Source organism: Actinacidiphila sp. bgisy167 (assembly GCF_965342175.1).
Taxonomy (GTDB): Bacteria; Actinomycetota; Actinomycetes; order Streptomycetales; family Streptomycetaceae; genus Actinacidiphila.
This window is the reverse complement of the sequence record NZ_CBDRBL010000004.1, coordinates 102,335-126,681: the sequence shown is the minus strand read 5'-3', so window position 1 is coordinate 126,681 and position 24,347 is coordinate 102,335. Positions and strand designations below refer to the sequence as shown.

Genomic DNA, 24,347 nt, shown 5'->3' with positions numbered 1-24,347 from the left:
CGACTTGAACCAGGCAGGCCGCGCTGACTACCGTGGCCGAACCCTGAAATCTTCCCGTCCGTCCCGAGAACCACACCTTCGCGGGACTCATCGGCACCATCCAGCGACCGAGAGAGCGTGCACTGTGGCTGACGTAACTGCCGATCTTGCCTCAGTGTGGCCGAGGGTCCTGCAGAAACTGCTCGTCGAGAGCGACGACCTCAAGCCGAAGGACGCGGACTGGCTGCAGCGGACCCAGCCGCTGGCGCTCGTCGCCGGCACGGCCGTGCTGTCCGCGCCCAACGAGTTCGCCAAGAGCGTGCTGGAGGGACGGCTTCTCCCGCTGATCACCGACGTGCTCAGCCGTGAGTTCGGTCACCCCGTGGGCATCGCCATCGCCGTCGCCTCGGGCGGCGAGCCGGAGGCGGCGCCCGCGCCGGCGGCCCCCCAGCCCCAGCCCCAGCCCCAGCCGCACCCGCACCCGCAGCCGCAGCCGCAGCCGCAGCCGCAGCATCCCGGATACGCCGCGGAGCCCGGCCGGTACGAGGAGCAGCCGCCCGGCTACGGGGACGTCCCGCGCATGCGTCCGGCCTACCCCGACCAGGCGGTCGGGCCGACCGGTGGTGCGGGCGCCGCCGGCTGGCCGCCCCGCGAGCCCGAGGACCGCTGGCAACAGCAGCGCTTCGGCGACTACCAGGAGCGCGAGCAGTACCAGCCGCCCGCCTCCCGCTACGAGATCCCCTCGCCCCACCGGCCTTCGGCGCGGCCGGAGCCGGTGCCGCAACTGCCGACCATGCCCCCGCCGCGCACCGGCGGGGGGAGCGGCGGCGCCGGTACGAGCGGTTCCGGCGGTTCCGGTGGAGCGGGAGGACCCGCCGAGCCCACCGCCCGGCTGAACCCCAAGTACCTCTTCGACACCTTCGTCATCGGCGCCTCCAACCGCTTCGCGCACGCCGCGGCCGTCGCCGTCGCGGAGGCCCCGGCCAAGGCGTACAACCCGCTGTTCATCTACGGGGAGTCCGGACTCGGCAAGACGCACCTGCTGCACGCGATCGGGCACTACGCTCGCAGCCTCTACCCGGGCACGCGGGTGCGCTACGTGAGCTCCGAGGAGTTCACCAACGAGTTCATCAACTCCATCCGCGACGGCAAGGCGGACGCCTTCCGCAAGCGCTACCGCGACATGGACATCCTGCTGGTCGACGACATCCAGTTCCTGGCGAGCAAGGAGTCGACGCAGGAGGAGTTCTTCCACACCTTCAACACCCTGCACAACGCCAACAAGCAGATCGTGCTCTCCTCGGACCGGCCGCCCAAGCAGCTGGTGACCCTGGAGGACCGGCTGCGCAACCGCTTCGAGTGGGGTCTGATCACCGACGTCCAGCCGCCCGAGCTGGAGACCCGGATCGCGATCCTCCGCAAGAAGGCGGTGCAGGAGCAGCTCAACGCCCCGCCGGAGGTGCTGGAGTTCATCGCCTCCCGGATCTCGCGGAACATCCGCGAGCTGGAGGGCGCACTGATCCGGGTGACGGCCTTCGCCAGCCTCAACCGGCAGCCGGTGGATCTGCAGCTCACCGAGATCGTGCTGAAGGACCTGATCCCGGGCGGGGAGGACTCCGTCCCCGAGATCAGCGGACAGGCGATCATGGCGGAGACGGCCTCGTACTTCGGGCTGGACGTGGAGGACCTCTCCGGCTCCTCCCGCAGCCGGGTGCTCGTCACGGCCCGGCAGATCGCCATGTACCTGTGCCGTGAACTCACGGACCTGTCACTGCCCAAGATCGGGGCTCTGTTCGGCGGCCGCGACCACACGACCGTCATGCACGCGGACCGCAAGATCCGCTCGCTGATGGCCGAACGGCGCTCCATCTACAACCAGGTCACCGAGCTCACCAACCGCATCAAGAGCTGACACAGGGCCGTCCGGCAGCCTTCCGGCACCCCTTTTCGTCCCTCCGCAGCGCCCCGGGCCAACTCCCGGGGCGCTTTTCGTTGTTCGATCGCACCGGCCGCTGACTGGGGACAGGAACGTCTCTCCACAGGACGGGGCGGTTGTCCCCCGTCCACAGCCTGGGGATGCCCGGGTTGTCCCGAACGTGTCCACAGGTCCGGCTGCGGGATACTCATCAGGGCTGTTCGGAGGCCTGTGGATTTGTGGGCAACCCGAATCCACAGACTGTGGATGTCCCATCCGCCCACAGGACCGCCGCACCGGTTGTCCACCGCTCGCCCACAGGCTGGGGCGAGTTGTCCCCAGCACGGGGCCACTTCTCCACAGTCCTGTCCACTGTTCGACAACGAAACACGGGCGCTCACCGGTCGGAGTGAACCGCATCACACCGGCGTGGTGGATTGGGCTGGGGAGAACCTGGGTATTCCTGGGGACATCGCTGGGGACAAACGGGCATCTCCTGTGCACGGAGTGTGCACAACTTTCGGCTGTCCACAGCCGGCCCCGGTTGTCCACGGGCTCCACCCACAGGCGCGGTGGATAAAAAACAGGGCCTGACCTGCGCAGGAACCACTTATCCACGGTATCCACACCCCCTATTACTACGACCAGGGATAGTTACCGGGGAATCCGGATCGAAGTGGCACCTGTGCACAACCGAGCCGCGAGCCGTCCGCTCCACCGGCCGCCGACTTGACCCCGACCCGCACCGCATGTCGGTGGCGGCTGTCAGACTGTTCCCGGCAAGAGGGCCAGCAGGGCCAAGAGAGTCGGCCACAGACAGCCAGCAACAGCAGGAGGCGGTTCCGGTGAAGATCCGGGTGGAGCGCGATGTACTCGCGGAGGCAGTGGCCTGGGCGGCCCGCAGTCTCCCGGCCCGTCCCCCGGTGCCGGTCCTGGCGGGCCTGCTGCTGAAGGCCGAGGAGGGCCAGCTGAGCCTGTCCGGCTTCGACTACGAGGTCTCCGCCCGGGTCTCCGTCGAGGCCGACGTGGAGGAGGAGGGCACCGTCCTCGTCTCCGGCCGGCTGCTCGCCGACATCTCGCGCGCCCTTCCCAACAGGCCTGTGGAGATCTCCACCGACGGCGTGCGGGTGAGCGTCGTCTGCGGCAGCTCGCGCTTCACACTCCACACCCTGCCTGTGGAGGAGTACCCGGCACTGCCTGCGATGCCCACGGCCTCCGGCACCGTCCCCGGCGAGGTCTTCGCGGCCGCCGCCGCCCAGGTGGCCATCGCCGCCGGCCGCGACGACACCCTGCCGGTGCTGACCGGTGTGCGGATCGAGATCGAGGGCGACACCGTCACCCTGGCCGCCACCGACCGCTACCGCTTCGCGGTCCGCGAGTTCCTGTGGAAGCCGGAGACCCCGGACATCTCCGCGGTCGCCCTGGTGCCCGCCAAGACCCTGCTGGACACCGCCAAGTCGCTGACCAACGGCGACTCGGTCGCCATCGCCCTGGCCGGCTCCGGCGCGGGCGAGGGCCTGATCGGTTTCGAGGGTGCGGGCCGCCGCACCACCACCCGCCTGCTCGAGGGCGACCTGCCGAAGTACCGGACGCTCTTCCCGACCGAGTTCAACTCCGTCGCGGTGATCGAGACCGCCCCGTTCGTCGAGGCCGTCAAGCGCGTCGCCCTGGTGGCGGAGCGCAACACCCCGGTCCGGCTGAGCTTCGAGCAGGGTGTACTGACCCTGGAGGCGGGGTCCAGCGACGACGCACAGGCTGTGGAGCGTGTGGACGCCAAGCTGGACGGCGACGACATCTCGATCGCCTTCAACCCCACCTTCCTGCTGGACGGTCTGAGCGCGATCGACTCCCCGGTGGCCCAGTTGTCGTTCACCACGTCGACGAAGCCCGCGCTGCTCAGCGGCCGCCCCGCGGTCGACGTCGAGGCCGACGACGCCTACAAGTACCTGATCATGCCCGTCCGGCTGTCCGGCTGACGCGAGGCCTGTCCGCTCGCGTCGCCCTGCGGGGGCCGACGTAGGCTCGACGTAGGTCAGGCAGGCTTCGAACGAAGGATCAACGATGGAGCTCGGTCTCATCGGTCTCGGCAAGATGGGCGGGAACATGCGCACGCGCATCCGCCAGGCCGGTCACACTGTCATCGGCTACGACCGCAACCCGGATCTCGCCGATGTCCACAGCCTGCAGGAACTTGTGGACAAGCTCGAGGCCCCGCGTGTGGTGTGGGTGATGGTGCCGGCCGGGGCCGCGACGCAGTCGACGATCGACGAGCTCGGTGAACTGCTCTCTCCCGGCGACGTCGTCGTCGACGGCGGCAACTCCCGTTGGACGGACGACGAGAAGCACGCCCGGGAGCTGGCCGACAAGGGCATCGGCTTCGTCGACTGCGGTGTCTCCGGCGGCGTCTGGGGCCTGGAGAACGGCTACGCGCTGATGTACGGCGGCGAGCCGGAGCACGTCGAGAAGGTGCAGCCGATCTTCAACGCCCTCAAGCCGGTGGGGAACTTCGGATCCGTCCACGCGGGCAAGGTCGGCGCCGGCCACTTCGCGAAGATGGTCCACAACGGCATCGAGTACGCCATGATGCAGGCCTACGCCGAGGGCTGGGAGCTGCTGGAGAAGGTCGACTCGGTCACCGACGTGCGCGAGGTGTTCCGCTCCTGGCAGGAGGGCACGGTCATCCGCTCCTGGCTGCTGGACCTGGCCGTCAACGCCCTCGACGAGGACGAGCACCTCGACAAGCTCCGGGGCTACGCGGAGGACTCCGGCGAGGGCCGCTGGACGGTCGAGGCCGCCATCGACAACGCCGTGCCGCTCCCCGCGATCACCGCCTCCCTCTTCGCCCGCTTCGCGTCCCGCCAGGACGACTCCCCGCAGATGAAGATGATCGCCGCGCTGCGCAACCAGTTCGGCGGCCACGCCGTAGAGAAGCACTAGTCACACCAGGGAAGGAGGCGGCGCGCAGCCATGCACGTCGCGCATCTGTCGCTCGCCGACTTCCGCTGCTACGCCCGGGTCGAGGTCCCGCTCGACCCGGGCGTCACCGCCTTCGTCGGCCCCAACGGCCAGGGCAAGACCAATCTGGTCGAGGCGGTCGGCTACCTGGCGACCCTGGGCAGCCACCGCGTCGCGAGCGACGCCCCCCTGGTGCGGATGGGCGCTGACCGGGCGATCGTCCGGGCCTCCGTGGTGCAGGGCGAGCGGCAGCAGCTGGTCGAGCTGGAGATCAACCCCGGCCGCGCCAACCGGGCCCGGCTCAACCGCTCCTCGCAGGTCCGCCCGCGCGACCTGCTGGGGATCGTCAGGACGGTGCTCTTCGCCCCCGAGGACCTGGCCCTGGTCAAGGGCGACCCCGGGGAGCGCCGGCGCTTCCTCGACGAGCTGCTCACCGCGCGGACGCCCCGGCTGGCGGGCGTGCGCAGCGACTACGAGCGGGTCCTCAAGCAGCGCAACACCCTGCTGAAGTCCGCCGCGATGGCCCGCCGCCACGGCGGCCGCGGCGCCGATCTGTCCACGCTCGACATCTGGGACCAGCACCTGGCCAGGGCCGGTGCGGAGCTGCTGGCCCAGCGCCTGGACCTCACCCACGCGCTGCAGCCGCTGGCGGACAAGGCGTACGAGCAGCTGGCCCCGGGCGGCGGCCCGGTCGTGCTGGAGTACCGCAGTTCGATCGGCGAACGGATCGCCGGGGCGTCGGGCCGAGAGCAGCTCTACGGACTGCTGCTGGAGGCCCTGGGGGAGGCCCGTCGACAGGAGATCGAGCGCGGGGTGACCCTGGTCGGCCCGCACCGGGACGACCTCTCCCTCAAGCTGGGGCAGCTGCCCGCCAAGGGGTACGCGAGCCACGGCGAGTCCTGGTCCTACGCGCTGGCGCTGCGGCTGGCCTCGTACGAACTGCTGCGCGCCGACGGCGGCGAGCCGGTGCTGGTGCTGGACGACGTCTTCGCCGAGCTCGACGCCCGGCGCCGCGCCCGGCTCGCGGAGCTTGTCGCCCCCGGTGAGCAGGTGCTGGTGACGGCGGCGGTGGACGACGACGTGCCGGACGTGCTGGTCGGCGCCCGGTACGAGGTCGAGGACGGCCGCGTGGAGCGGGCATGACGGATCAGCGGCCGCCGCAGCAGCGGGGGCAGGAGACGGGCGCCCAGGACAAGCCGGTGTCAGGTGTCGATCTGGCAAGGGTCGCGCTGCGCGCGGCCAAGGAGCAGGCCCGCGCTCGGGGCGCCGCCGCGCAGCAGAAGAAGCAGGCCCGCCGCGGAGGACTGCGCAGCGGTGCTCGGGCGGACGGACGGGACCCGCTGCCGCTGGGCGCCGCGATCAACCGGCTGATCACCGAGCGCGGCTGGGAGGCCCCGGCCGCGGTGGGCGGTGTGATGGGCCGCTGGCCGGAACTGGTGGGGGACGACGTGGCCCTGCACTGCCAACCGCAGCGGTACGACGAGGAGGCCCGGGTCCTCACCGTCCAGTGCGACTCCACGGCCTGGGCGACGCAGCTGCGGCTGCTCGCCCCGACGCTGGTGGCCAGGCTGAACGCCGACCTCGGGCATGGCACCGTGAAGTTGATCAAGGTTCTGGGGCCGGGCGGACCGACGCGTTCCTATGGGCGGCTGCGCGCTCCCGGCAGCCGTGGGCCGGGCGATACGTACGGTTAGGCCGGAATCGTGCGGTGCGTAATCGGGTCGAAGCCCTGTGCGCCCGCGTGAGCCGTTTTGAGACCCGGTCCGCGTGTGGGGAGTCGGCAGGAGGTGCTTCCGTCGTGCACACGGGAACTCAGGTACCGCCAAAGCCCCATCTATGTCGGCGCTACCGGTAGACTGATGGCAGTACCGCCCGCCCCTGGCCTCCGGCACCGGGGGACCCCAGCGGGACCAGTCGAAGATGTCGAGTGATGCAGCCGGTTCCGCCGTGCGGGACCCGGCTCATGCTGTGCCAGAAAGGGCGCTTCGTGGCCGATTCCGGCAACCCCAACGAGATCAATACGTCCACAGCTGACGGCTCCGCCGCGCCCACCTCCGGCCCGGCGTACGACGCCAGCGCGATCACCGTCCTGGAGGGCCTGGACGCGGTTCGCAAGCGCCCGGGCATGTACATCGGCTCGACGGGCGAGCGCGGCCTGCACCACCTGGTGTACGAGGTCGTCGACAACTCCGTCGACGAGGCGCTGGCCGGTCACGCGGACACCATCAACGTCACCATCCTCCCGGACGGCGGCGTGCGCGTCGTCGACAACGGCCGCGGTATCCCGGTGGACATCGTGCCGTCGGAGGGCAAGCCCGCCGTCGAGGTCGTGCTGACCGTCCTCCACGCCGGCGGCAAGTTCGGCGGCGGCGGCTACGCCGTCTCGGGCGGTCTGCACGGCGTCGGCGTCTCCGTGGTCAACGCCCTGTCGACGAAGGTCGCGGTCGAGGTCAAGCGGGAGGGCTTCCGCTGGACCCAGGACTACAAGATGGGCGTCCCGACCGCCCCGCTGCAGAAGAACGAGGAGGTGTCGGCGACCGGCACCTCGGTGACCTTCTGGGCCGACGGGGACATCTTCGAGACCCTCGAGTACTCCTTCGAGACGCTCTCGCGGCGCTTCCAGGAGATGGCCTTCCTCAACAAGGGCCTGACCATCTCGCTGACCGACGAGCGTCCCGAGCACGCGGACGTGGAGAACGAGGGCCAGCCGCGCTCGGTCACGTACCACTACGAGGGCGGCATCGTCGACTTCGTGAAGTACCTGAACTCGCGCAAGGGCGAGCCGGTCCACCCGTCGGTGATCGACATCGACGCGGAGGACAAGGAGCGGCTGCTCTCCGTCGAGGTCGCGATGCAGTGGAACACCCAGTACAGCGAGGGTGTCTACAGCTTCGCCAACACCATCCACACCCATGAGGGCGGCACCCACGAGGAGGGCTTCCGCGCCGCGCTGACCACGCTGGTCAACAAGTACGCGCGCGAGAAGAAGCTGCTCCGCGAGAAGGACGACAACCTCACCGGCGAGGACATCCGCGAGGGTCTGACCGCGATCATCTCGGTCAAGCTGGGCGAGCCGCAGTTCGAGGGCCAGACCAAGACCAAGCTCGGCAACACCGAGGCGAAGACCTTCGTCCAGAAGGTCGTCCACGAGCATCTGACGGACTGGCTGGACCGCAACCCCAACGAGGCCGCGGACATCATCCGCAAGTCGATCCAGGCGGCCACCGCCCGCGTCGCGGCCCGCAAGGCGCGCGACCTGACGCGCCGCAAGGGTCTGCTGGAGACGGCGTCGCTGCCGGGCAAGCTGAGCGACTGCCAGTCCAACGACCCCGCCAAGTGCGAGATCTTCATCGTCGAGGGCGACTCCGCCGGCGGCTCCGCCAAATCCGGCCGCAACCCGCAGTACCAGGCGATCCTCCCGATCCGCGGCAAGATCCTGAACGTGGAGAAGGCGCGGATCGACAAGATCCTGCAGAACACCGAGATCCAGGCGCTGATCTCGGCCTTCGGCACCGGTGTGCACGAGGACTTCGACATCTCGAAGCTGCGCTATCACAAGATCATCCTGATGGCGGACGCCGACGTGGACGGCCAGCACATCAACACCCTGCTGCTGACCTTCCTCTTCCGCTTCATGCGGCCGCTGGTCGAGGCGGGCCACGTGTACCTCTCCCGTCCTCCGCTCTACAAGATCAAGTGGGGCCGGGACGACTTCGAGTACGCGTACTCCGACTCCGAGCGCGACGCCCTGATCGAGCTGGGCCGCCAGAACGGCAAGCGCGTGCGCGAGGACTCGATCCAGCGCTTCAAGGGCCTGGGCGAGATGAACGCGGAGGAGCTGCGGGTCACCACGATGGACGTCGACCACCGCGTGCTCGGCCAGGTCACCCTGGACGACGCGGCCCTCGCCGACGACCTGTTCTCGGTACTGATGGGTGAGGACGTCGAGGCCCGGCGCTCCTTCATCCAGCGCAACGCCAAGGATGTCCGCTTCCTCGACATCTGAGTCGGCCCCCATCAGCCGCCGCCCGAAAGGACTTTGACCAGCAATGGCCGACGAGACCTCCCCCGCCGCCGGCGGGGAGAACCCCACCCCCGCCACGCCCGGCGCCCCCGAGGCCGCCACCGAGGCCGCCACCGCGACGCGGATCGAGGCCGTGGGCCTCGAGACGGAGATGCAGCGCAGCTACCTGGACTACGCGATGTCCGTCATCGTGTCCCGCGCGCTGCCCGACGTCCGGGACGGCCTCAAGCCCGTCCACCGTCGCGTGCTGTACGCGATGTACGACGGCGGCTACCGCCCGGAGCGAGGCTTCTACAAGTGCGCCCGCGTCGTCGGCGACGTCATGGGCACGTACCACCCGCACGGCGACTCCTCGATCTACGACGCGCTGGTGCGCCTGGCCCAGCCGTGGTCGATGCGCATGCCGCTGGTGGACAGCAACGGCAACTTCGGTTCTCCGGGCAACGACCCGGCCGCCGCCATGCGGTACACCGAGTGCAAGATGGCGCCGCTGTCGATGGAGATGGTCCGGGACATCGACGAGGAGACCGTCGACTTCCAGGACAACTACGACGGCCGCAACCAGGAGCCGACGGTGCTGCCGTCGCGCTTCCCCAACCTGCTGATCAACGGCTCCGCCGGCATCGCGGTCGGCATGGCGACCAACATCCCGCCGCACAACCTGCGCGAGGTCGCCGAGGGCGCCCAGTGGTACCTGGCCAACCCCGAGGCCTCCAACGAGGAGTTGCTGGAGGCGCTCATCGAGCGCATCAAGGGCCCCGACTTCCCGACCGGCGCCCTGGTGGTGGGCCGTAAGGGCATCGAGGAGGCGTACCGCACCGGGCGCGGTTCGATCACGATGCGCGCGGTGGTCGAGGTCGAGGAGATCCAGGGCCGGCAGTGCCTCGTCGTCACCGAGCTGCCGTACCAGGTCAACCCGGACAACCTGGCCCAGAAGATCGCCGACTTGGTGAAGGACGGCCGGATCGGCGGCATCGCCGACGTCCGTGACGAGACCTCCTCCCGGACGGGTCAGCGCCTGGTGATCGTGCTCAAGCGCGACGCCGTGGCCAAGGTCGTGCTGAACAACCTCTACAAGCACACCGACCTGCAGACGAACTTCGGCGCCAACATGCTCGCGCTGGTCGACGGAGTGCCGCGCACGCTCTCCCTCGACCAGTTCATCAAGCACTGGGTGACCCATCAGATCGAGGTCATCGTCCGCCGGACCCGCTTCCGGCTGCGCAAGGCCGAGGAGCGGGCGCACATCCTGCGCGGCCTGCTGAAGGCCTTGGACGCGATCGACGAGGTCATCGCCCTGATCCGGCGCAGTGCGACGGTGGATGTGGCACGCGAGGGCCTGATGGGCCTGCTGGAGATCGACGAGATCCAGGCCAACGCGATCCTGGAGATGCAGCTCCGCCGCCTGGCGGCCCTGGAGCGGCAGAAGATCGTCCAGGAGCACGACGAGCTCCAGGCGAAGATCAACGAGTACAACCGCATCCTGGCCTCGCCCGAGCTGCAGCGCGGCATCATCAGCCAGGAGCTCACGGCGATCGTCGAGAAGTTCGGCGACGACCGGCGCTCGGCCCTGGTGCCCTTCGACGGCGACATGTCCATCGAGGACCTGATCGCCGAGGAGGACATCGTCGTCACGATCACCCGCGGCGGCTACGTCAAGCGCACGAAGACCGACGACTACCGGTCGCAGAAGCGCGGCGGCAAGGGCGTGCGCGGCACGAAGCTGCGGGAAGACGACATCGTCGACCACTTCTTCGTCACCACCACCCACCACTGGCTGCTGTTCTTCACCAACAAGGGCCGGGTCTACCGCGCCAAGGCGTACGAGCTGCCGGACGCCGGCCGTGACGCCCGCGGGCAGCATGTGGCGAACCTGCTGGCCTTCCAGCCGGACGAGAAGATCGCCCAGGTGCTGGCCATCCGCGACTACAACGCGGCGCCCTACCTGGTGCTGGCCACCCGTTCGGGCCTGGTGAAGAAGACCCCGCTGAAGGACTACGACTCTCCCCGCTCCGGCGGTGTGATCGCGATCAACCTGCGGGAGACCGAGGACGGCGTCGAAGACCTGCTGATCGGCGCCGAGCTGGTCGGCCCGGCCGACGACCTGCTGCTGGTCAGCCGCAAGGCGCAGTCCATCCGGTTCACCGCGACGGACGAGTCGCTGCGCCCGATGGGCCGTGCGACCTCGGGCGTGAAGGGCATGAGCTTCCGCGAAGGGGACGAACTGCTCTCGATGAATGTCGTGCGACCGGGTACGTTCGTCTTCACCGCCACCGACGGCGGGTACGCCAAGCGCACCAGTGTGGACGAGTACCGGGTCCAGGGGCGCGGCGGACTCGGCATCAAGGCGGCCAAGATCGTCGAGGACCGGGGCTCCCTGGTCGGGGCCCTGGTGGTCGAGGAGAGCGACGAGATCCTCGCCATCACCCTTGGTGGCGGTGTGATCCGCACCCGTGTCAACGAGATCAGGGAAACCGGGCGTGACACCATGGGCGTCCAACTGATCAACCTCGGTAAGAAGGACGCCGTCGTGGGCGTCGCCCGCAATGCCGAGGCGGGGGCGGAGGCCGAGGAGGTCGTCGCCGCTGAAGAGGCCGAGGGTGAAGCGCCCCTGGCCGTCGATTCGGAGGAGTAGAAGCCGTGAGTGGAGCCGAGGGCGCCGCGGGTCGGACGGGCGCGGACGGGGGGCAGCCGATGCCGGCGGCCCTTCCGGACGCGATCGGCGGTGCCCCCGGCCCACGTACGGACAACGGCCCGCACCAGGGGGGAATCGTGACCGACACCCGTCCATCGCAGCAGGAGCACCAGCACGCCGTGCACCAGCAGACCTACGGGGGCGCCCCCGGCGCGGTCGCCCAGCCGCAGGCGCAGGGCCCGCACCAGCCGCCGCAGGCGTACGCGTCGCCGGCCGCAGAGGTGCCCGCGACCACCGGCGTCCGCCAGCCGCGTCCGGCGGCCCGTACCGTCCCGCGCACGCGCAAGGCCCGGCTGCGGGTGGCGAAGGCCGACCCGTGGTCGGTGATGAAGGTCAGCTTCCTGCTCTCCATCGCGCTGGGCATCTGCACGGTCATCGCGGTCGCGGTGCTGTGGATGGTGATGGACGGCATCGGCGTCTTCACCACGGTCGGCGGCACCCTCAGCGAGGCCACCTCGTCCGGCTCGGACGGCGGCTTCGACCTGGTGTCCTTCCTGTCGCTGTCGCGCGTGCTGACCTTCACGGCGATCATCGCGGTCATCGACGTCGTGCTCGCCACGGCGCTGGCCACGCTCGGCGCCTTCATCTACAACATGTCGGCCGGCATGGTGGGCGGTATCGAGCTGACGCTGGCGGAGGACGAGTAACCGATTTTGGGCCACGGCCCCGTGTGCGCTAATCTTTCAACGCAACACAGCGCGGGGCTATAGCTCAGACGGTTAGAGCGCTTCCCTGATAAGGAAGAGGCCACAGGTTCAAGTCCTGTTAGCCCCACCGCGTGAACGGCCCGTACGGTTGATCCGTACGGGCCGTTTTCGTGTGCACGCGGCCGGCGTCGGTTGCGGTGGCAGGTCACCGTTCGATATCGACCGGTGTGTATAGTCGGGCCCGTCGGAGGACCCCCAACGCAAGAAGGACGAGGTCGCGCGGTGAAGAAGTTTCTCCTGGTCGCACTGGCCGCCATCGGCGGTCTCCTCGTGTACCGCCAGATTCAGGCGGACCGCGCCGAGCAGGACCTGTGGACGGAGGCCACGGATTCCGTTCCGGCGGGTTCCGGCGCGAGCGTCTGAGGCGGCGACGCAGCCGTACAACGGATTTTCCGGGGCCCCGATCACGATGTGGTCGGGGCCCCGTCATGTCCGCCTTCCTGTTGCCCGACCGTGACGTGATCCCCTTGTGTTTGCTGTCGCAAATCATTAGCTTCGCTGCGGCCGACGATGTGCGAGGGGGAACGGCACATGCCACGAGGGAAGGCGCTGGCCCGCGGGGTTGGGGGACCACTGCGGGCGGCCGTGTGCGGTCTCGCCGTGCTGGGCGCCGTGCTGGGCGCTCTGCCGGGCCCGGCGTGGACGGTCCGGGCGGTGTGGACAGCCGCCACCGGCGTCGGCGGCGTGCCGGCCATGGCGCTGGACGCCTCCGGCTCCGGGGCGGGCCGCGTGACGCCGGCCAGGAAGGCCGCCGATGTCGCCTCGTTCGCCCGGCAGCCGACGCGGGCCTCGCGGCTGAACGCGGACGCGTACGGACTCCAGGGCCGGCGGGTGACCGGCGGGAGGCGGGCCGCCGGCGCTCCGGCCCTGTCCCCCGGCCAGTACGTCGATGACATCGGGCCCGGCGAGACCCGTTGGTACGCGGTGGACCTGGACGCGGCCTCCACGGCCGATCTGGCGGTGACGGCGGTGCCGCGGCCGGGGGCGAGGGCGGCCTACGGGGACGGCGTCGAGCTGCGGCTGGCCGGCACCGGCAGGTACCCCCTCACCTGCGGCGCGGATTCCGCGCATTTCGGTCAGGACGAAGGGGCGATGGTCGTCGTGGGCGCCGTCAGCCGGATCCCCAGCGACGACCGGGGCGGCGCCTGCGACGAGGCGGGGCGCTACGTGCTGTCCGTGCACCGCACCAGCGCCGCCGGCTCCGACCTGGCCCGCTGGCCCCTGGAACTGCGGTACGGCATCGAGCGGCCGTTCGCGGCCGGCGCCACTCCGGCGCCGGCCGCCACCCGCTACGGGGACCCTCCGGCGGCCCTGACGGGCCCACCGCGGGACGTCGAGGGCGGTACCGGGTCAACGACGCGCGCGGACTCGGCAGGGGCATCTGGCGGGACACGCTGCTGCCCGGGCAGACGCGCTTCTACAAGGTGCGGGTCGGCTGGGGGCAGCGGCTGGCGTATTTCGCCGACTTCGCCAACGAACCCGGCGTGGAGGAAGGTTCCACGGCCTCCTCCTTCGTGGCGACGGCCGCCTACGGACCGGGACGGCAGCCGCTGGGCGACGCGTCCGGGACCGTGCAGCGCCGCGGCTATCGCGGGCAGCCGGTGTCCGTGGGGCTCGGCACGGTGCCCGTGACGTGGAGCAATCGCTGGGTCGCCGGCGGCGTCGCCCAGGGCGCCCGCACGGCGGGAGACCACTATGTCGCCGTGTCGCTCGGGCCGGGTGCGGCGGGGTTGGCGCGGAAGGTGGCGGTGCGGGTCGTGCTGCGTGTGGACGTGACAGGCAGGGAGTCGGCCGGGCCGGAGTACGGCGCACCAGCGCGCGGCGGCGGTGGGGCCTTGGACGGGGACGAGGCGGAACGGGCGGCCACCGGCGGCACGGGCACCACGGCGGTCGGCGCCCCCGCGGACGGGGGTTTCATGACGGCGGGCGACGTGGTCGCGGCGGCGGCGGGCGGGGCTTCGGCGCTCGCCGCGGCAGGGACGGTGGCGGCTCTCGTGGGCCGTCGCGGACGGAGGGACGGGGCATGATCCGCAGGGCGCTCACCTCGGTTGCGGCGGCGCTCACGCTGCTTGCGGGAGTGACGGCTCCAGCCGTGGTGGCAGCGGCGGGGACGCCGGCATCGGCGGCTGCCGCGTCCGCCGGCCCGGCCGTCGCCTCCTGGCAGCCGCAGGGCGAGCGGATACGGGGCCGGGCGAGCACCGCGGACGCCCCGCGCCTCGAGCCGGGCGTCCTGTACCAGGACACCCTGGCGGCGGACGAGGGCGCCATGTACTACGCCCTCGACCTGGACGCCGTGCACTCGTCCTACCTCGCGGTCTTCGTGCTGCCCCGCCCGGGCGCCGCGGTGGCGTACGGGGACGGCATCGAGCTGGCGCTGGCCAGCACCGACGGCACCCGCTGCGACAGCGGCCGCCGGACGTTCTCCGCCGACGGGGCGGCGCGTCCGATCGGCACCTGGGTCAAGCGCACCGTCGGCGGTGACGGGCCGTGCCAGGAAGCCCATGCCTACGTCCTGGAGGTGACCCGCGTGTCCCGGGGCACCTCGGACGCCGCGCCCTGGCCGCTGCAGATCCGCCTCACCGACGAGCCCGCGCTCACCGCCGGAGCCGCGCCGGGTCCCGCCCTCAGCCCCGCCACGCGGACGCCGGTGCCCGCGACCGGCCCCGCCCGCGACGTCACCGGCGGTGCGGACCTCGGCCGCGCGGGGATCCTCGGCGCCGGGGTCTGGAAGGACGAGGTGCTGCCCGGTCAGACACGCTTCTACCGCGTGCCGGTCGGCTGGGGGCAACAGGCCTTCGCCGAAGTGGACTTCGCCAACGCCGAGGGGACGAGGCCGGGCGGCTTCAGCGGCTCCGGTGTGCGCGTGGAGGTCTACAACCCGCGCTGGGCCTTCGTCGGCACCGGCACCGCCTCCTACCGGGGCGAGCAGGCCTCCGTCACCGCCACGACCGGGAGGGTCGCCTACGCCAACCGCTACGAGAGCGGCGACGCCGTGTCGGCGGCCCGTTTCGACGGCTGGTACTACCTGGCGGTGTCGGTGCATCCGGAGGTCGCGGACTTTGTCGCCGGCGCCGTCCCGGTCACCTTGCGCGTCGTCCTCGAGGGCGCCGAGCAGGCCGGGCCGTCGTACGACGGCGACCCGGACGAGGGCCTGGGGCTGCCGGGCGGGCCCGGCTCGGGGAACCCGCTGCTGCACGCCCTTGGCTTCGCGGCCCTGGGCGCGGGCGTCGTGCTGCTGCTCTCGCTGGGAGTCTGGACGGTGATCGCGCGGCGCGCGCCTGCCGCGGCCTCAGGAGGTCGCTGACAGCGCCCAGAAGCCGAAGGCGAGGCAGAGGGCCGCGACGAGGAGCATCGGCACGACGGCCTTGGCGGGAGGGCCCGGGCGGCGCGCGGGCGCGGGTGCGGCGGCCTGCGTGAAGGGCGCCGGCGGTGCGACCTGGGCCGGCGGTGTGACGGACGGGGGCGGGAGCACCGGCGGAGCGAGCGGTGCCGCGGGAGCGGCGACCGGGGCGGCGGCGCCCGTGACGGTGTCCGTGTAGGGACGTGTCGGCGGAGACGGCGGAGACGGCGGAGACGGCGCCGGGGTGACCGGTTCCTGGGCACCCGCGGGTGGCCGTGGGGCGGATGCCGGGGGCGGCTGCAGGCGGAAGCTTCCGGTCATGCTTCCGGTCCCCTCCGCGGACGGCGCCGGCGCGACCGGGCCGTCCGCGAAGAACCCCGCGGGCAGCGGCCCGATCTGGTCGAAGACCTCGATCGCCTCCTCGTCCGGCTCCCGGTCCGGCAGCAGCTCGACCGCCGCCGCCAGGGCCGCGCGGGCACCTGAGGCGGTGCGGAAGCGGGCCTCCGGGTCCGGCTGCAGCAGGGTGCCGATCACCTCCCACAGAGGGCCGGGGACGCCGTGCGGGGCCCGGGGCATGCCGTGGACGTACTGGGTGACGATCGCCTCGGCGTCGGGTTTGGCGCCGCTGAGCAGGTAGAGGGCGACCAACCCGGTCGCGTACAGGTCGGACGGGAAGTCCGGCTCGGCGCCGAGCAGTTGCTCCGGGGCGAAGTATCCCGGCGTGCCCACCACGTGGTGGGTCGCGGTGAGGCGGGGCTCCCCCATGCGCATGGCGATGCCGAAGTCCGACAGCCGCAGGTGCGGACGTCCGGTCCCCGTCGCTTCCAGCAGGAGGTTGGCGGGCTTGATGTCCCGGTGCACCACGTTCTCGGCGTGCACCGCCGTCAGGCCGGAGAGCAACTGGTCGAGCAGGACGCTGACATAGTGCGCCGGGAGGGGACCGTAGTCGCCGATGAGGTGCGCCAGCGAGCCGCCGCGCACCAGGTCCATGGTGAACAGCACCTTGTCGTCGTCGGCCGCCCAGCTCGTGGGGGCGAGGACGTGCGGGTGGTCGATGCGCAGCGCCTGCTCCCGGACGAAGCGCAGCAGGGAGTGGGCATCGCCCTGCAGCAGCACCTTGGCCGCCACGTAGCGGCCGCGCCGCCGGTCCCAGGCGCGCCACACCTCTCCCGCGCCGCCTCGCCCGATCGGGTCGACCAGTTCGTACCGGCCCGCGAACACCTCACCCATGATGTGCGTCCGCCCCCTGCCCCCGCGCCTCGTAGTCCCGGACCGCCGCGTCGGACGGACCAGCGCCGTACACCCGGAGGAACTCTGCCAGCCGGGGGTGGCGGTCGGCGAGGGATTCGGCCGCCTCGGCGATCTCGGCGGGGGATGCCGCGTCGTGGAGCAGCGCGCGGAGCTCGTGGACGATCCTGCGCGCGGGCGGCGGCGCGGCGGTCGGGCTCTGGGTGGTGGCCAGCAGGGGGGAGCCCTCGGAGCCGCGGATCTCCTCCATCCGCGGCACGGCGTCCGCAGCGGCCACGGCTCCGCCGGAGACTTCCGCGGCCAGCTCCTCGAGTGCCTGGAGCCGCTGCACGACCGCGGGGTTGCCGATCTTCGCCCGCTGCCCGCTCATCAACTGGGACAGCATCGGCGCCGACAGCCCCAGCACCCCTGCCAGGCGCGCCTGGTTCAGCCCCAGGATCTCCATGAGCCGGCGGCACAGCACGCCCAGCGGCTCGCCGTACCAGGTGCGCTGCATGTCCTGGACGCGGAGAGCGGCGTCCGGCTGCGAGGTGTCCATTGCGGGCTCCTGACGGGGGACCTTTGCGGCCGCGAACTTGCCGGTCATCCTACGGACCGCCGATACTCGGTCGGTGATCCTCTCCGCAGCCGGTACGCTGGTCTGCGGCACGGGGCCTTAGCTCAGTTGGTAGAGCGCCGTCTTTGCATGGCGGATGTCAGGGGTTCGACTCCCCTAGGCTCCACAGTGATCGGCCGGGCCGGGAACCTCATCGAGGTCCCGGCCCGGCCCGGCCCGTGTCCGGGGCCGGGGGTGCGTGCAGGCCCGGGCCGAGGGTGTTCTCCGCGCCCGCACCGTCCTCCCCCGTGGCGCCGACCGGCCCGTGCGGCAGAATCGGCGGCGTGCGTTTCGGCATTCTGGGGGAGACGAGGGCGCTGCGGGACGACGGCGCCACCGCTGCCGTCGGGGGCCCGGGACGGCGGGCGCTGCTGGCGATGCTGCTGCTGGAGGCGGGCCGGATCGTCAGCACCGAGCGGCTGATCGACGGGCTGTACGGGGACGAGCCGCCGGCCGGGGTCGGCAGCGCGTTGCAGTCCCAGGTATCCCGGCTGCGCGCGGCCCTCGGGGTGCCCGTCGAGCGCTCTCCCGGGGGTTACCGGCTGGTGGTCGCCCGGGACGAGGTGGACGTGCACCGCTTTGAACGCCTCGCGGCCGCGGGCAGGGAGGCGTTGGGCGCCGGTGAGCCGCAGCGGGCCGAGGTTCTGCTGCGCGGTGCGCTGGACCTGTGGCGGGGCTCCGCCCTCGCGGATGTGGGCGACCCGCCCTTCGCGCGGGCGCAGGTGACGCGGCTGGAGGAACTGCGGATCGCGGCGGTGGAGGACCGCATCAGCGCCGAGCTGGCGCTGGACGCCCGGGACCGCCGGGAACTCGTCGCCGAGCTGCGGGAACTGGTCGCGAGCCACCCGCTGCGGGAACGGCTGCGCGCCCGGCTGATGGAGGCGTTGCACATCAGCGGACGCCAGTCGGAGGCGCTGCGGGTGTACGACGAGGCGCGGCGTGAACTCGCCGAGTCGCTCGGCGCGGATCCCGGCCCGGAGTTGGCGGAGGCGCATCTGGCGGTGCTGCGCGGTCGGCCCCGCCCCTCCCGTCCCACGCCGGCCGCGGTGTCACGTGCCGTCTCCCGGGTCGGCGGGGGTGTGCCCGATGCCGGGTTCTCGGCTGTTTCACGTGAAACAGCGCCCGACGGCGACCGGATCGGGCCTTTCGTCCGGCACGGCCTGCCCGCCCAACTGACCGGCATCATCGGCCGTGAGGAGGAGCTGGCGCGGATCGGCGCGCGGCTCGCCGGAGCCCGGCTGGTCACCCTGATCGGCCCCGGCGGTGCGGGCAAGACCCGTATCGCCGTGGAGGCGGCCGGGCGCCACCCGGGGGAGGTCTGCTTCGTGGACCTGTCGGGGCTGACCCACGGTTCCGAGGTGCCGCAGGCGATCGCGGGCGCCGTGGGCCTGCGGGAGGCGGGCCCGCTGGCCGGAGCCGCCGGGCGCCAGGTCCCGGGCCCGGAGGGCCTACCGCTCGCCCGTCTCACGGCCGCCCTGACCGGCCGGGAGCTGTTGCTCGTGCTGGACAACTGCGAGCATCTGGTCGCCGACGTCGCCCAGATGGTGGCGGAGCTGCTGGCCGCGTGCCCCCGAGTGCGGGTCCTCGCGACGAGCCGGGAGGCGCTCGGCGGGCGTCCAGGTCACCGCCGGGGTGGGCGCGGTGCTGCTCGCCGTGGGTGCCGTCGTGGCGCTGTGCACCCTGCGCGGGGTGCCGGCGCGGATCCCCGACCCGGCCGGGGACGATCCCGTGCCCGCGTCCTCGGGACGGTGAGCGGCGGCCGACCGGGCCGTACGCGCGAGGGCGGCGGACCCTTTGCCGGGTCCGCCGCCCCCCTGTCCTACGGGTCCGGCCGCCGCCGGCGCCCGGTCGTCACCTCACGGTGTGTCACCGCGCCCGCGGCGGTCGTCGGAGTCCGCCTCCGCCTGTTTGGCCTGCACCTCGGGGTCGAGGGCGTCCATGGGCGAGCCGTCGACCTTGCCGAACGAGGCATCCGCCTCGATGCCGCCGTCGAGGGAGGCGCGGTCGGCGACCTCGGTGGCCGGTGCGGGCTCCACCAGCCAGTCGGGGCTGGTCTGGCTGCTCCACCACTTCCAGGCGGCGAAACCCGCCCCGGCGACCAGGCCCGCAAGCAGGAAACATGTGGCGACCCGTCCGGTGCGGGCCCGGCGTTCCCGGCTGCGCTCCAGCCTGCGGATGTCGTCCGCCGTCACATGGCTGCGCAGCGCGGCGACGGCCGCGGCGCTGCGGGTGGCCGCCTCCTCCGCTGCCGGGACCGCGACGCTGCGCACAGTGGTCACGGCTTGGCCCACCCGCGGGCCGGTGTACTCCGCCGCCTGACGTGCGGTGGCTCGGGTGCGCCGGGCGGCGGTCCCCACCTTCCGCTGGACCCCGGGCGGCACCGCCGCCAGGGCCTGGTCGACGCGTGGCGCGAGATACGCGTCGTACTGCGTCCGGGCCGCCGTGCGGGCCTGCCGCCCGGCCGCGGACACCCGCGGCGCCAGGTAGAGCCTGGCCTCGTCCGCGTAGTGCACTGCGTTGACCCTCGCTGTGTCGGCATACGGCGCCACCACGTCCGCGGCGTGCCGCACGCTGTCCCTCGTCCTCTCGGCTGCGTCGCGCACGCTGTCGATGCGGGTCACGAGAACCTCCTCCTCGGTGGCGTTCGGTTTTCGCCTTTCCACCCGGTTTGAAATCATGCCCGCCACCGCTGGGTACGGCATGTGCGTACGGGCATCCGGGTCAAGGGCGGCGGTCCGCCGGACGGTCCGCGATGGGACGGACGCGTGCGGCGGGTCCGGGGCATGCGAGGATTTGTCCCTGCCATCGAGGACTATGGAAGGTACGACCGTGGCCGAGCAGCTCTACGCCACTTTGAGGACCAGCCACGGGGACATCACCGTCCGGCTGCTGCCGTTCCACGCGCCGAAGACGGTCAGGAACTTCGTGGAACTCGCCGAGGGCACCCGCGAGTGGACGGACCCCCACACCGGTGCCACCTCCCATGAGCCCCTGTACGACGGCACGGTCTTCCACCGGGTCCTTTCCGGCTTCATGATCCAGGGCGGTGACCCGCTGGGCAACGGCACCGGCGGACCCGGCTACCAGTTCCCCGACGAGTTCCACCCGGACCTCGCCTTCACCAAGCCCTATCTGATGGCGATGGCGAACGCCGGCCCGGGCACCAACGGCTCCCAGTTCTTCATCACGGTCGCCCCGACCGCGTGGCTCACCCGCAAGCACACCATCTTCGGCGAGGTGACCGACCCCGCCAGCCAGAAGGTCGTGGACTCCATCGCGGCCACCGTGACCGATCCGCGCACCCAGCGCCCGCTGGAGGACGTGGTGATCCGCTCCGTGGTGATCGAGCGCCGCCAGTCCGGCACGGACCGCTGAGTTCCGGGAACCCTGGCGCCCCGCCCGTGCGTATCACGGGCGGGGCGATTCCGTTGCGAAGGGCTGAGACATGACCGACCAGGCCGTGCACTGCTACCGGCATCCGGACCGGGAGACCGGCATCCGCTGCACCCGCTGCGAGCGGCCGATCTGCCCGGAGTGCATGATCAACGCCGCGGTCGGCTTCCACTGCCCTGAGTGTGTCCGGGAGGGCCGGGGTGCCGCCCAGGCCGCCGAGCCCCGTACGGTGGTGGGCGGCGCGGTCGGCGGCGACCCCCGGCTGGTCACCAAGATCCTGATCGGGCTGAACCTTCTCGTCTTCCTGCTCGCGCGGGCCGAAGGCGGACCGTTCGTCACCGCACTGGGGCTCTTCACCCCGTGCTACGTCCCGGACAGCGTGCAGTGCGGCGTGGCGGGCGGACCCGGCGAGTGGTACCGGCTGGTGAGCTCGATGTTCCTGCACGAGCAGCTCGCGCACTTCGCCTTCAACATGCTCTCGCTGTGGTGGATCGGCGGCCCGCTGGAGAGCCTGCTCGGCCGGGCCCGCTACACCGCGCTCTATCTGATCGCGGGGCTGGGCGGCGGCGCGCTGGTGGTGCTGCTGGCCCCGGACACGCTGACGCTGGGCGCCTCGGGCGCGATCTACGGGCTCTTCGGCGCGATGGCCGTCTTCCTGAAGCGGCTGCGGATGGACATGCGGCCGGTGCTGATCCTGCTCGCACTCAACCTGCTGTTCACCTTCACCTGGGCGAACATCAGCTGGCAGGCGCACATCGGCGGCCTCGTCACCGGGGCGATCATCGCCGCCGCCATGGCGTACGCCCCGCGCTCGCGCCGGGCGCTGATCCAGTGGGGGACGTGCGCGGCGATGCTGCTCGCGGTGGCGGTGACGGTGTGGGCCGGCGTCGCGAATATCTCCGCCTAGGCCGTAACGCTCACCGTTGCCGCGACGTTATCCACAGAGAGGCGGAGGCCTCCTGTGCATCCTGTGGGCAAGCCGTGCGCCTGCCCGTCCACACCCCGCCTGACCTGCGCGATCAACAAACGACCGGTGGTCCGCACTTCGGACCACCGGTCACAGGGGTGACAGTCGGCTGGTGGTTATCCACAGATCATGCGACCTTTTCAACACTGTGGATGACGCCTGTGGATAACTGCGTGAGCCGCTACTTCCACTGCGTGGACACGACGAACCCGCCCGCGATGAAGCCGAAGCCGACGGCGATGTTCCAGTTGCCCAGCTGCTCGATCGGGAAGCTGCCCTGGGTCACATAGAAGACGACGATCCACGCCAGGCCGACGAGGAACAACGCCAGCATGAGGGGAGCCACCCAGCCGCGGCCCGACTTCAGCTTGACGGGGGTGGTCTTCTCCGGGGGCGGAGTGAAGTCGGCCTTCTTGCGGATCCGTGACTTCGGCACGAGGGACTCTCCTGTCGATGCGCTGCGTAACCGCGCGTGTGACGTCGTGTATGAGCGGCCGGGCGGCTGGTGGGTCCATGCCTCCGGGCGTCCGTTAGCGTAGTGCTTCCTCGGGTTGGAAGGAGATAAGGCTACGGTGAGCAATCCGGTCCACGCCTCCCCAGCCCGCCGATCCGCCCGGTCTGTGGTGCTTCGCGTGCTCAGCGCCGGGGTTTTCGCCATGGCCGGCCTGCTGTTCTGGATGAGTTTCGACACCGCCAAGGGTCTGGACATCCGTACCGACGACCCGTTGCTGCGCCTGTCGGACCGGGTCCAGGAGAAGAGCCGGCAGAACGAGCAACTGGAGAAGGAGCTCGCCGGGGTACGCGGCGACGTCGACGCGCTCGCCCACACCGACAGCGGCGTCAGCGACGCGGCCCGCAAGCGTCTGGCCCGGCTCGGCGCGGAGGCCGGCACCGTCGCCCTCACCGGCCCCGCCGTCTCCGTCACCCTCGACGACGCGCCGCCCGACGCGACCCCGCTCGTTCCCGGCGTGCCCGACCCCCAGCCCAACGACCTCGTGATCCACCAGCAGGACCTGCAGGCCGTGGTCAACGCCCTGTGGGCGGGCGGCGCCTCCGGCATCAAGGTGATGGACCAGCGGCTCATCTCGACCAGCGCGGTGCGCTGCGTCGGCAACACCCTGATCCTGCAGGGCCGCGTCTACTCGCCGCCCTACACCATCACGGCCGTCGGCGACCGGGAGAAGCTGCACCAGGCGCTCGACGCCAGCCCCGCGATCCAGAACTACCTGCAGTACGTCCAGGCCTACGGACTGGGCTGGAAGGTCGAGGACGAACGGCGGGTGACTCTTCCCGGCTACTCGGGAACCGTGGACCTGCGGTACGCCAAGCCCGTGGGATGACCCGTGGGGCGAGCGTCCGCGCGGACGTGACGACCGGGGGTCCGGCGGGTGCGCCGCGGCAGACGCCGCACGGCACGGTCCCCGGCGGCTCCGCGGAGCGCCCGGCCTCCGTCCCGTACGGACCTGTGCGCACCGCCTCGGGCCGCCGTCCGCGTCCGACCGACCTACCGTCCGCGACCGACCGACCGACCTACCCTCCGCGTCCGACCGACCGACCGTCGGAGACCGACCGCCCGAGCCTGCCGGGGCAGGCCGCGGCCCCCGGCGGACCGGCTGGGGAGGCCCGGATTCCACACAGCCTGTGGACGACGGTATGCCGGGGGGCTTGTCCGGCTAATCTTGGGCGAGGCACGGCACGGAAGGCAGGAAGGCGGCGCATGTACGGCTGGATCTGGCGGCATCTGCCGGGCAACGTGTGGGTCAAAGCGCTCATCTCGCTGGTGCTGGTCCTCGCTGCCGTCTACGTGTTGTTCCAGTACGTCTTCCCCTGGGCGGAGCCACTGCTGCCGTTCGGGGACGTGACCGTCGACGAGGGGATGGCAGCCGTCCGATGAGCGCGCGCATCCTCGTCGTGGACAACTACGACAGCTTTGTCTTCAACCTCGTCCAGTACCTCTACCAACTGGGCGCCGAGTGCGAGGTGCTCCGCAACGACCAGGTGGAGCCGGCGCACGCCCAGGACGGTTTCGACGGCGTCCTGCTCTCGCCCGGGCCCGGCACCCCCGAGGAGGCCGGCGTCTGCGTCGACATGGTGCGCCATTGCGCCGCCACCGACGTGCCGGTCTTCGGAGTCTGCCTCGGACTGCAGTCCATGGCGGTCGCGTACGGCGGGGTGGTGGACCGGGCGCCGGAGCTGCTGCACGGAAAGACCTCCTTGGTGACCCACGAGGGCCGCGGGGTCTTCGCCGGGCTGCCGACCCCGTTCACCGCGACCCGCTACCACTCGCTGGCGGTCGAACGGGACACGGTCCCGGAGGAGTTGGAGATCACCGCCTGGACGGAGAACGGCATCGTCATGGGACTGCGGCACCGCAGCGCCCGGGTGGAGGGCGTCCAGTTCCACCCCGAGTCGGTGCTCACCGAATGGGGGCACCGGATGCTCGCCAACTGGCTGGTGGAATGCGGCGACAAGGACGCCGTCGAGCGTTCCGCGGGCCTCGCGCCTGTGGTCGGAACCAGGGCGTGAGTG

19 protein-coding genes, 2 tRNA genes and 2 pseudogenes are annotated in these 24,347 nt (G+C 71.5%); 19 read left to right on the top strand and 4 right to left on the bottom strand.

From position 1 onward, the window contains the following. Positions 1 to 124 precede the first annotated feature (124 nt). The 12 genes and pseudogenes from dnaA to ACRWND_RS02790 all read left to right on the top strand — a co-directional run bounded on the left by dnaA (position 125) and on the right by ACRWND_RS02790 (position 15,579). Positions 125 to 1,891 carry a chromosomal replication initiator protein DnaA gene (gene dnaA, locus ACRWND_RS02845; protein ID WP_431945460.1) on the top strand — a complete coding sequence of 589 codons (1,767 nt, stop codon included), beginning with the start codon at positions 125 to 127 and terminating at the stop codon, positions 1,889 to 1,891. Positions 1,892 to 2,739: 848 nt separating this feature from the next. Next, complete coding sequence (gene dnaN / locus ACRWND_RS02840) at positions 2,740 to 3,870, top strand: DNA polymerase III subunit beta (RefSeq protein ID WP_431945458.1); 1,131 nt, start codon at positions 2,740 to 2,742, stop codon at positions 3,868 to 3,870. Positions 3,871 to 3,949: 79 nt separating this feature from the next. Further along, a pseudogene (gene gnd, locus ACRWND_RS02835) lies at positions 3,950 to 4,831 on the top strand (phosphogluconate dehydrogenase (NAD(+)-dependent, decarboxylating)); the annotation flags it as partial. A gap of 30 nt (positions 4,832 to 4,861) precedes the next feature. Beyond that, on the top strand, positions 4,862 to 5,992 hold the full coding sequence (recF, locus tag ACRWND_RS02830) for a DNA replication/repair protein RecF (RefSeq protein WP_431945456.1): 1,131 nt from the start codon (positions 4,862 to 4,864) through the stop codon (positions 5,990 to 5,992). Continuing rightward, positions 5,989 to 6,543 (top strand): DUF721 domain-containing protein, encoded by a 555-nt coding sequence (locus tag ACRWND_RS02825; RefSeq protein ID WP_431945454.1) that lies wholly within the window; start codon positions 5,989 to 5,991, stop codon positions 6,541 to 6,543. Before recF ends, ACRWND_RS02825 begins: the two co-directional genes overlap by 4 nt. 269 nt (positions 6,544 to 6,812) lie before the next feature. Further along, positions 6,813 to 8,855: a DNA topoisomerase (ATP-hydrolyzing) subunit B gene (gyrB, locus tag ACRWND_RS02820; protein ID WP_431945452.1), complete on the top strand. Its 2,043-nt coding sequence runs from the start codon at positions 6,813 to 6,815 to the stop codon at positions 8,853 to 8,855. Between the two features lie 43 nt (positions 8,856 to 8,898). After that, positions 8,899 to 11,508 (top strand): DNA gyrase subunit A, encoded by a 2,610-nt coding sequence (gene gyrA, locus ACRWND_RS02815; protein ID WP_431945450.1) that lies wholly within the window; start codon positions 8,899 to 8,901, stop codon positions 11,506 to 11,508. Between the two features lie 59 nt (positions 11,509 to 11,567). Continuing rightward, a complete protein-coding gene (locus tag ACRWND_RS02810; RefSeq protein WP_431945513.1) occupies positions 11,568 to 12,215 on the top strand; it encodes a DUF3566 domain-containing protein in 648 nt (215 codons plus the stop codon). Between the two features lie 53 nt (positions 12,216 to 12,268). Then, positions 12,269 to 12,342, top strand: a tRNA-Ile gene (locus ACRWND_RS02805). 155 nt (positions 12,343 to 12,497) lie between these two features. Then, positions 12,498 to 12,638, top strand: a complete 141-nt coding sequence (locus ACRWND_RS02800) for a DLW-39 family protein (protein ID WP_018559211.1) — start codon at positions 12,498 to 12,500, stop codon at positions 12,636 to 12,638. A 1,061-nt stretch (positions 12,639 to 13,699) separates the two neighbouring features. Continuing rightward, entirely contained in the window at positions 13,700 to 14,302 is a 603-nt protein-coding gene (locus tag ACRWND_RS02795; protein WP_431945448.1) for a hypothetical protein, read from the top strand. Next, positions 14,299 to 15,579: a hypothetical protein gene (locus ACRWND_RS02790; protein WP_431945446.1), complete on the top strand. Its 1,281-nt coding sequence runs from the start codon at positions 14,299 to 14,301 to the stop codon at positions 15,577 to 15,579. The genes ACRWND_RS02795 and ACRWND_RS02790 overlap by 4 nt, the downstream gene beginning before the upstream one ends. On the opposite strand, the gene ACRWND_RS02785 is transcribed toward ACRWND_RS02790, so the two are convergent. Together ACRWND_RS02785 and ACRWND_RS02780 are read right to left on the bottom strand one after the other, a co-directional pair. Next, positions 15,565 to 16,845 carry a serine/threonine-protein kinase gene (locus tag ACRWND_RS02785; protein WP_431945444.1) on the bottom strand — a complete coding sequence of 427 codons (1,281 nt, stop codon included), beginning with the start codon at positions 16,843 to 16,845 and terminating at the stop codon, positions 15,565 to 15,567. The two genes, ACRWND_RS02790 and ACRWND_RS02785, sit on opposite strands and share 15 nt — an antisense overlap. Continuing rightward, a complete protein-coding gene (locus ACRWND_RS02780; protein ID WP_431945442.1) occupies positions 16,838 to 17,401 on the bottom strand; it encodes a DNA-binding protein in 564 nt (187 codons plus the stop codon). Before ACRWND_RS02780 ends, ACRWND_RS02785 begins: the two co-directional genes overlap by 8 nt. A gap of 111 nt (positions 17,402 to 17,512) precedes the next feature. Between ACRWND_RS02780 and ACRWND_RS02775 the strand changes: the two genes are divergently transcribed. Further along, a tRNA-Ala gene (locus ACRWND_RS02775) sits at positions 17,513 to 17,585 on the top strand. A 157-nt stretch (positions 17,586 to 17,742) separates the two neighbouring features. Next, a pseudogene (locus ACRWND_RS02770) lies at positions 17,743 to 19,068 on the top strand (BTAD domain-containing putative transcriptional regulator); the annotation flags it as partial. 246 nt (positions 19,069 to 19,314) lie between these two features. On the opposite strand, the gene ACRWND_RS02765 reads toward ACRWND_RS02770, so the two are convergent. Continuing rightward, positions 19,315 to 20,136, bottom strand: a complete 822-nt coding sequence (locus tag ACRWND_RS02765) for a DUF5324 family protein (protein WP_431945511.1) — start codon at positions 20,134 to 20,136, stop codon at positions 19,315 to 19,317. Between the two features lie 151 nt (positions 20,137 to 20,287). Between ACRWND_RS02765 and ACRWND_RS02760 the strand changes: the two genes are divergently transcribed. After that, positions 20,288 to 20,833 carry a peptidylprolyl isomerase gene (locus ACRWND_RS02760; protein WP_431945509.1) on the top strand — a complete coding sequence of 182 codons (546 nt, stop codon included), beginning with the start codon at positions 20,288 to 20,290 and terminating at the stop codon, positions 20,831 to 20,833. Between the two features lie 70 nt (positions 20,834 to 20,903). Then, positions 20,904 to 21,758, top strand: a complete 855-nt coding sequence (locus ACRWND_RS02755) for a rhomboid family intramembrane serine protease (protein WP_431945440.1) — start codon at positions 20,904 to 20,906, stop codon at positions 21,756 to 21,758. 241 nt (positions 21,759 to 21,999) lie between these two features. Here the strand turns inward: ACRWND_RS02755 and crgA are convergent, their stop codons facing one another. After that, positions 22,000 to 22,254: a cell division protein CrgA gene (crgA, locus tag ACRWND_RS02750; protein ID WP_431945438.1), complete on the bottom strand. Its 255-nt coding sequence runs from the start codon at positions 22,252 to 22,254 to the stop codon at positions 22,000 to 22,002. Between the two features lie 196 nt (positions 22,255 to 22,450). Between crgA and ACRWND_RS02745 the strand changes: the two genes are divergently transcribed. The 3 genes from ACRWND_RS02745 (at position 22,451) to ACRWND_RS02735 (ending at position 24,344) form a co-directional block, all read left to right on the top strand. After that, on the top strand, positions 22,451 to 23,158 hold the full coding sequence (locus tag ACRWND_RS02745) for a DUF881 domain-containing protein (protein ID WP_431945436.1): 708 nt from the start codon (positions 22,451 to 22,453) through the stop codon (positions 23,156 to 23,158). A 377-nt stretch (positions 23,159 to 23,535) separates the two neighbouring features. Beyond that, positions 23,536 to 23,712, top strand: coding sequence for a hypothetical protein (locus ACRWND_RS02740; protein ID WP_319132047.1), 177 nt, complete (start codon positions 23,536 to 23,538; stop codon positions 23,710 to 23,712). Continuing rightward, on the top strand, positions 23,709 to 24,344 hold the full coding sequence (locus tag ACRWND_RS02735) for an aminodeoxychorismate/anthranilate synthase component II (protein ID WP_431945434.1): 636 nt from the start codon (positions 23,709 to 23,711) through the stop codon (positions 24,342 to 24,344). Before ACRWND_RS02740 ends, ACRWND_RS02735 begins: the two co-directional genes overlap by 4 nt. Positions 24,345 to 24,347: the final 3 nt, after the last annotated feature.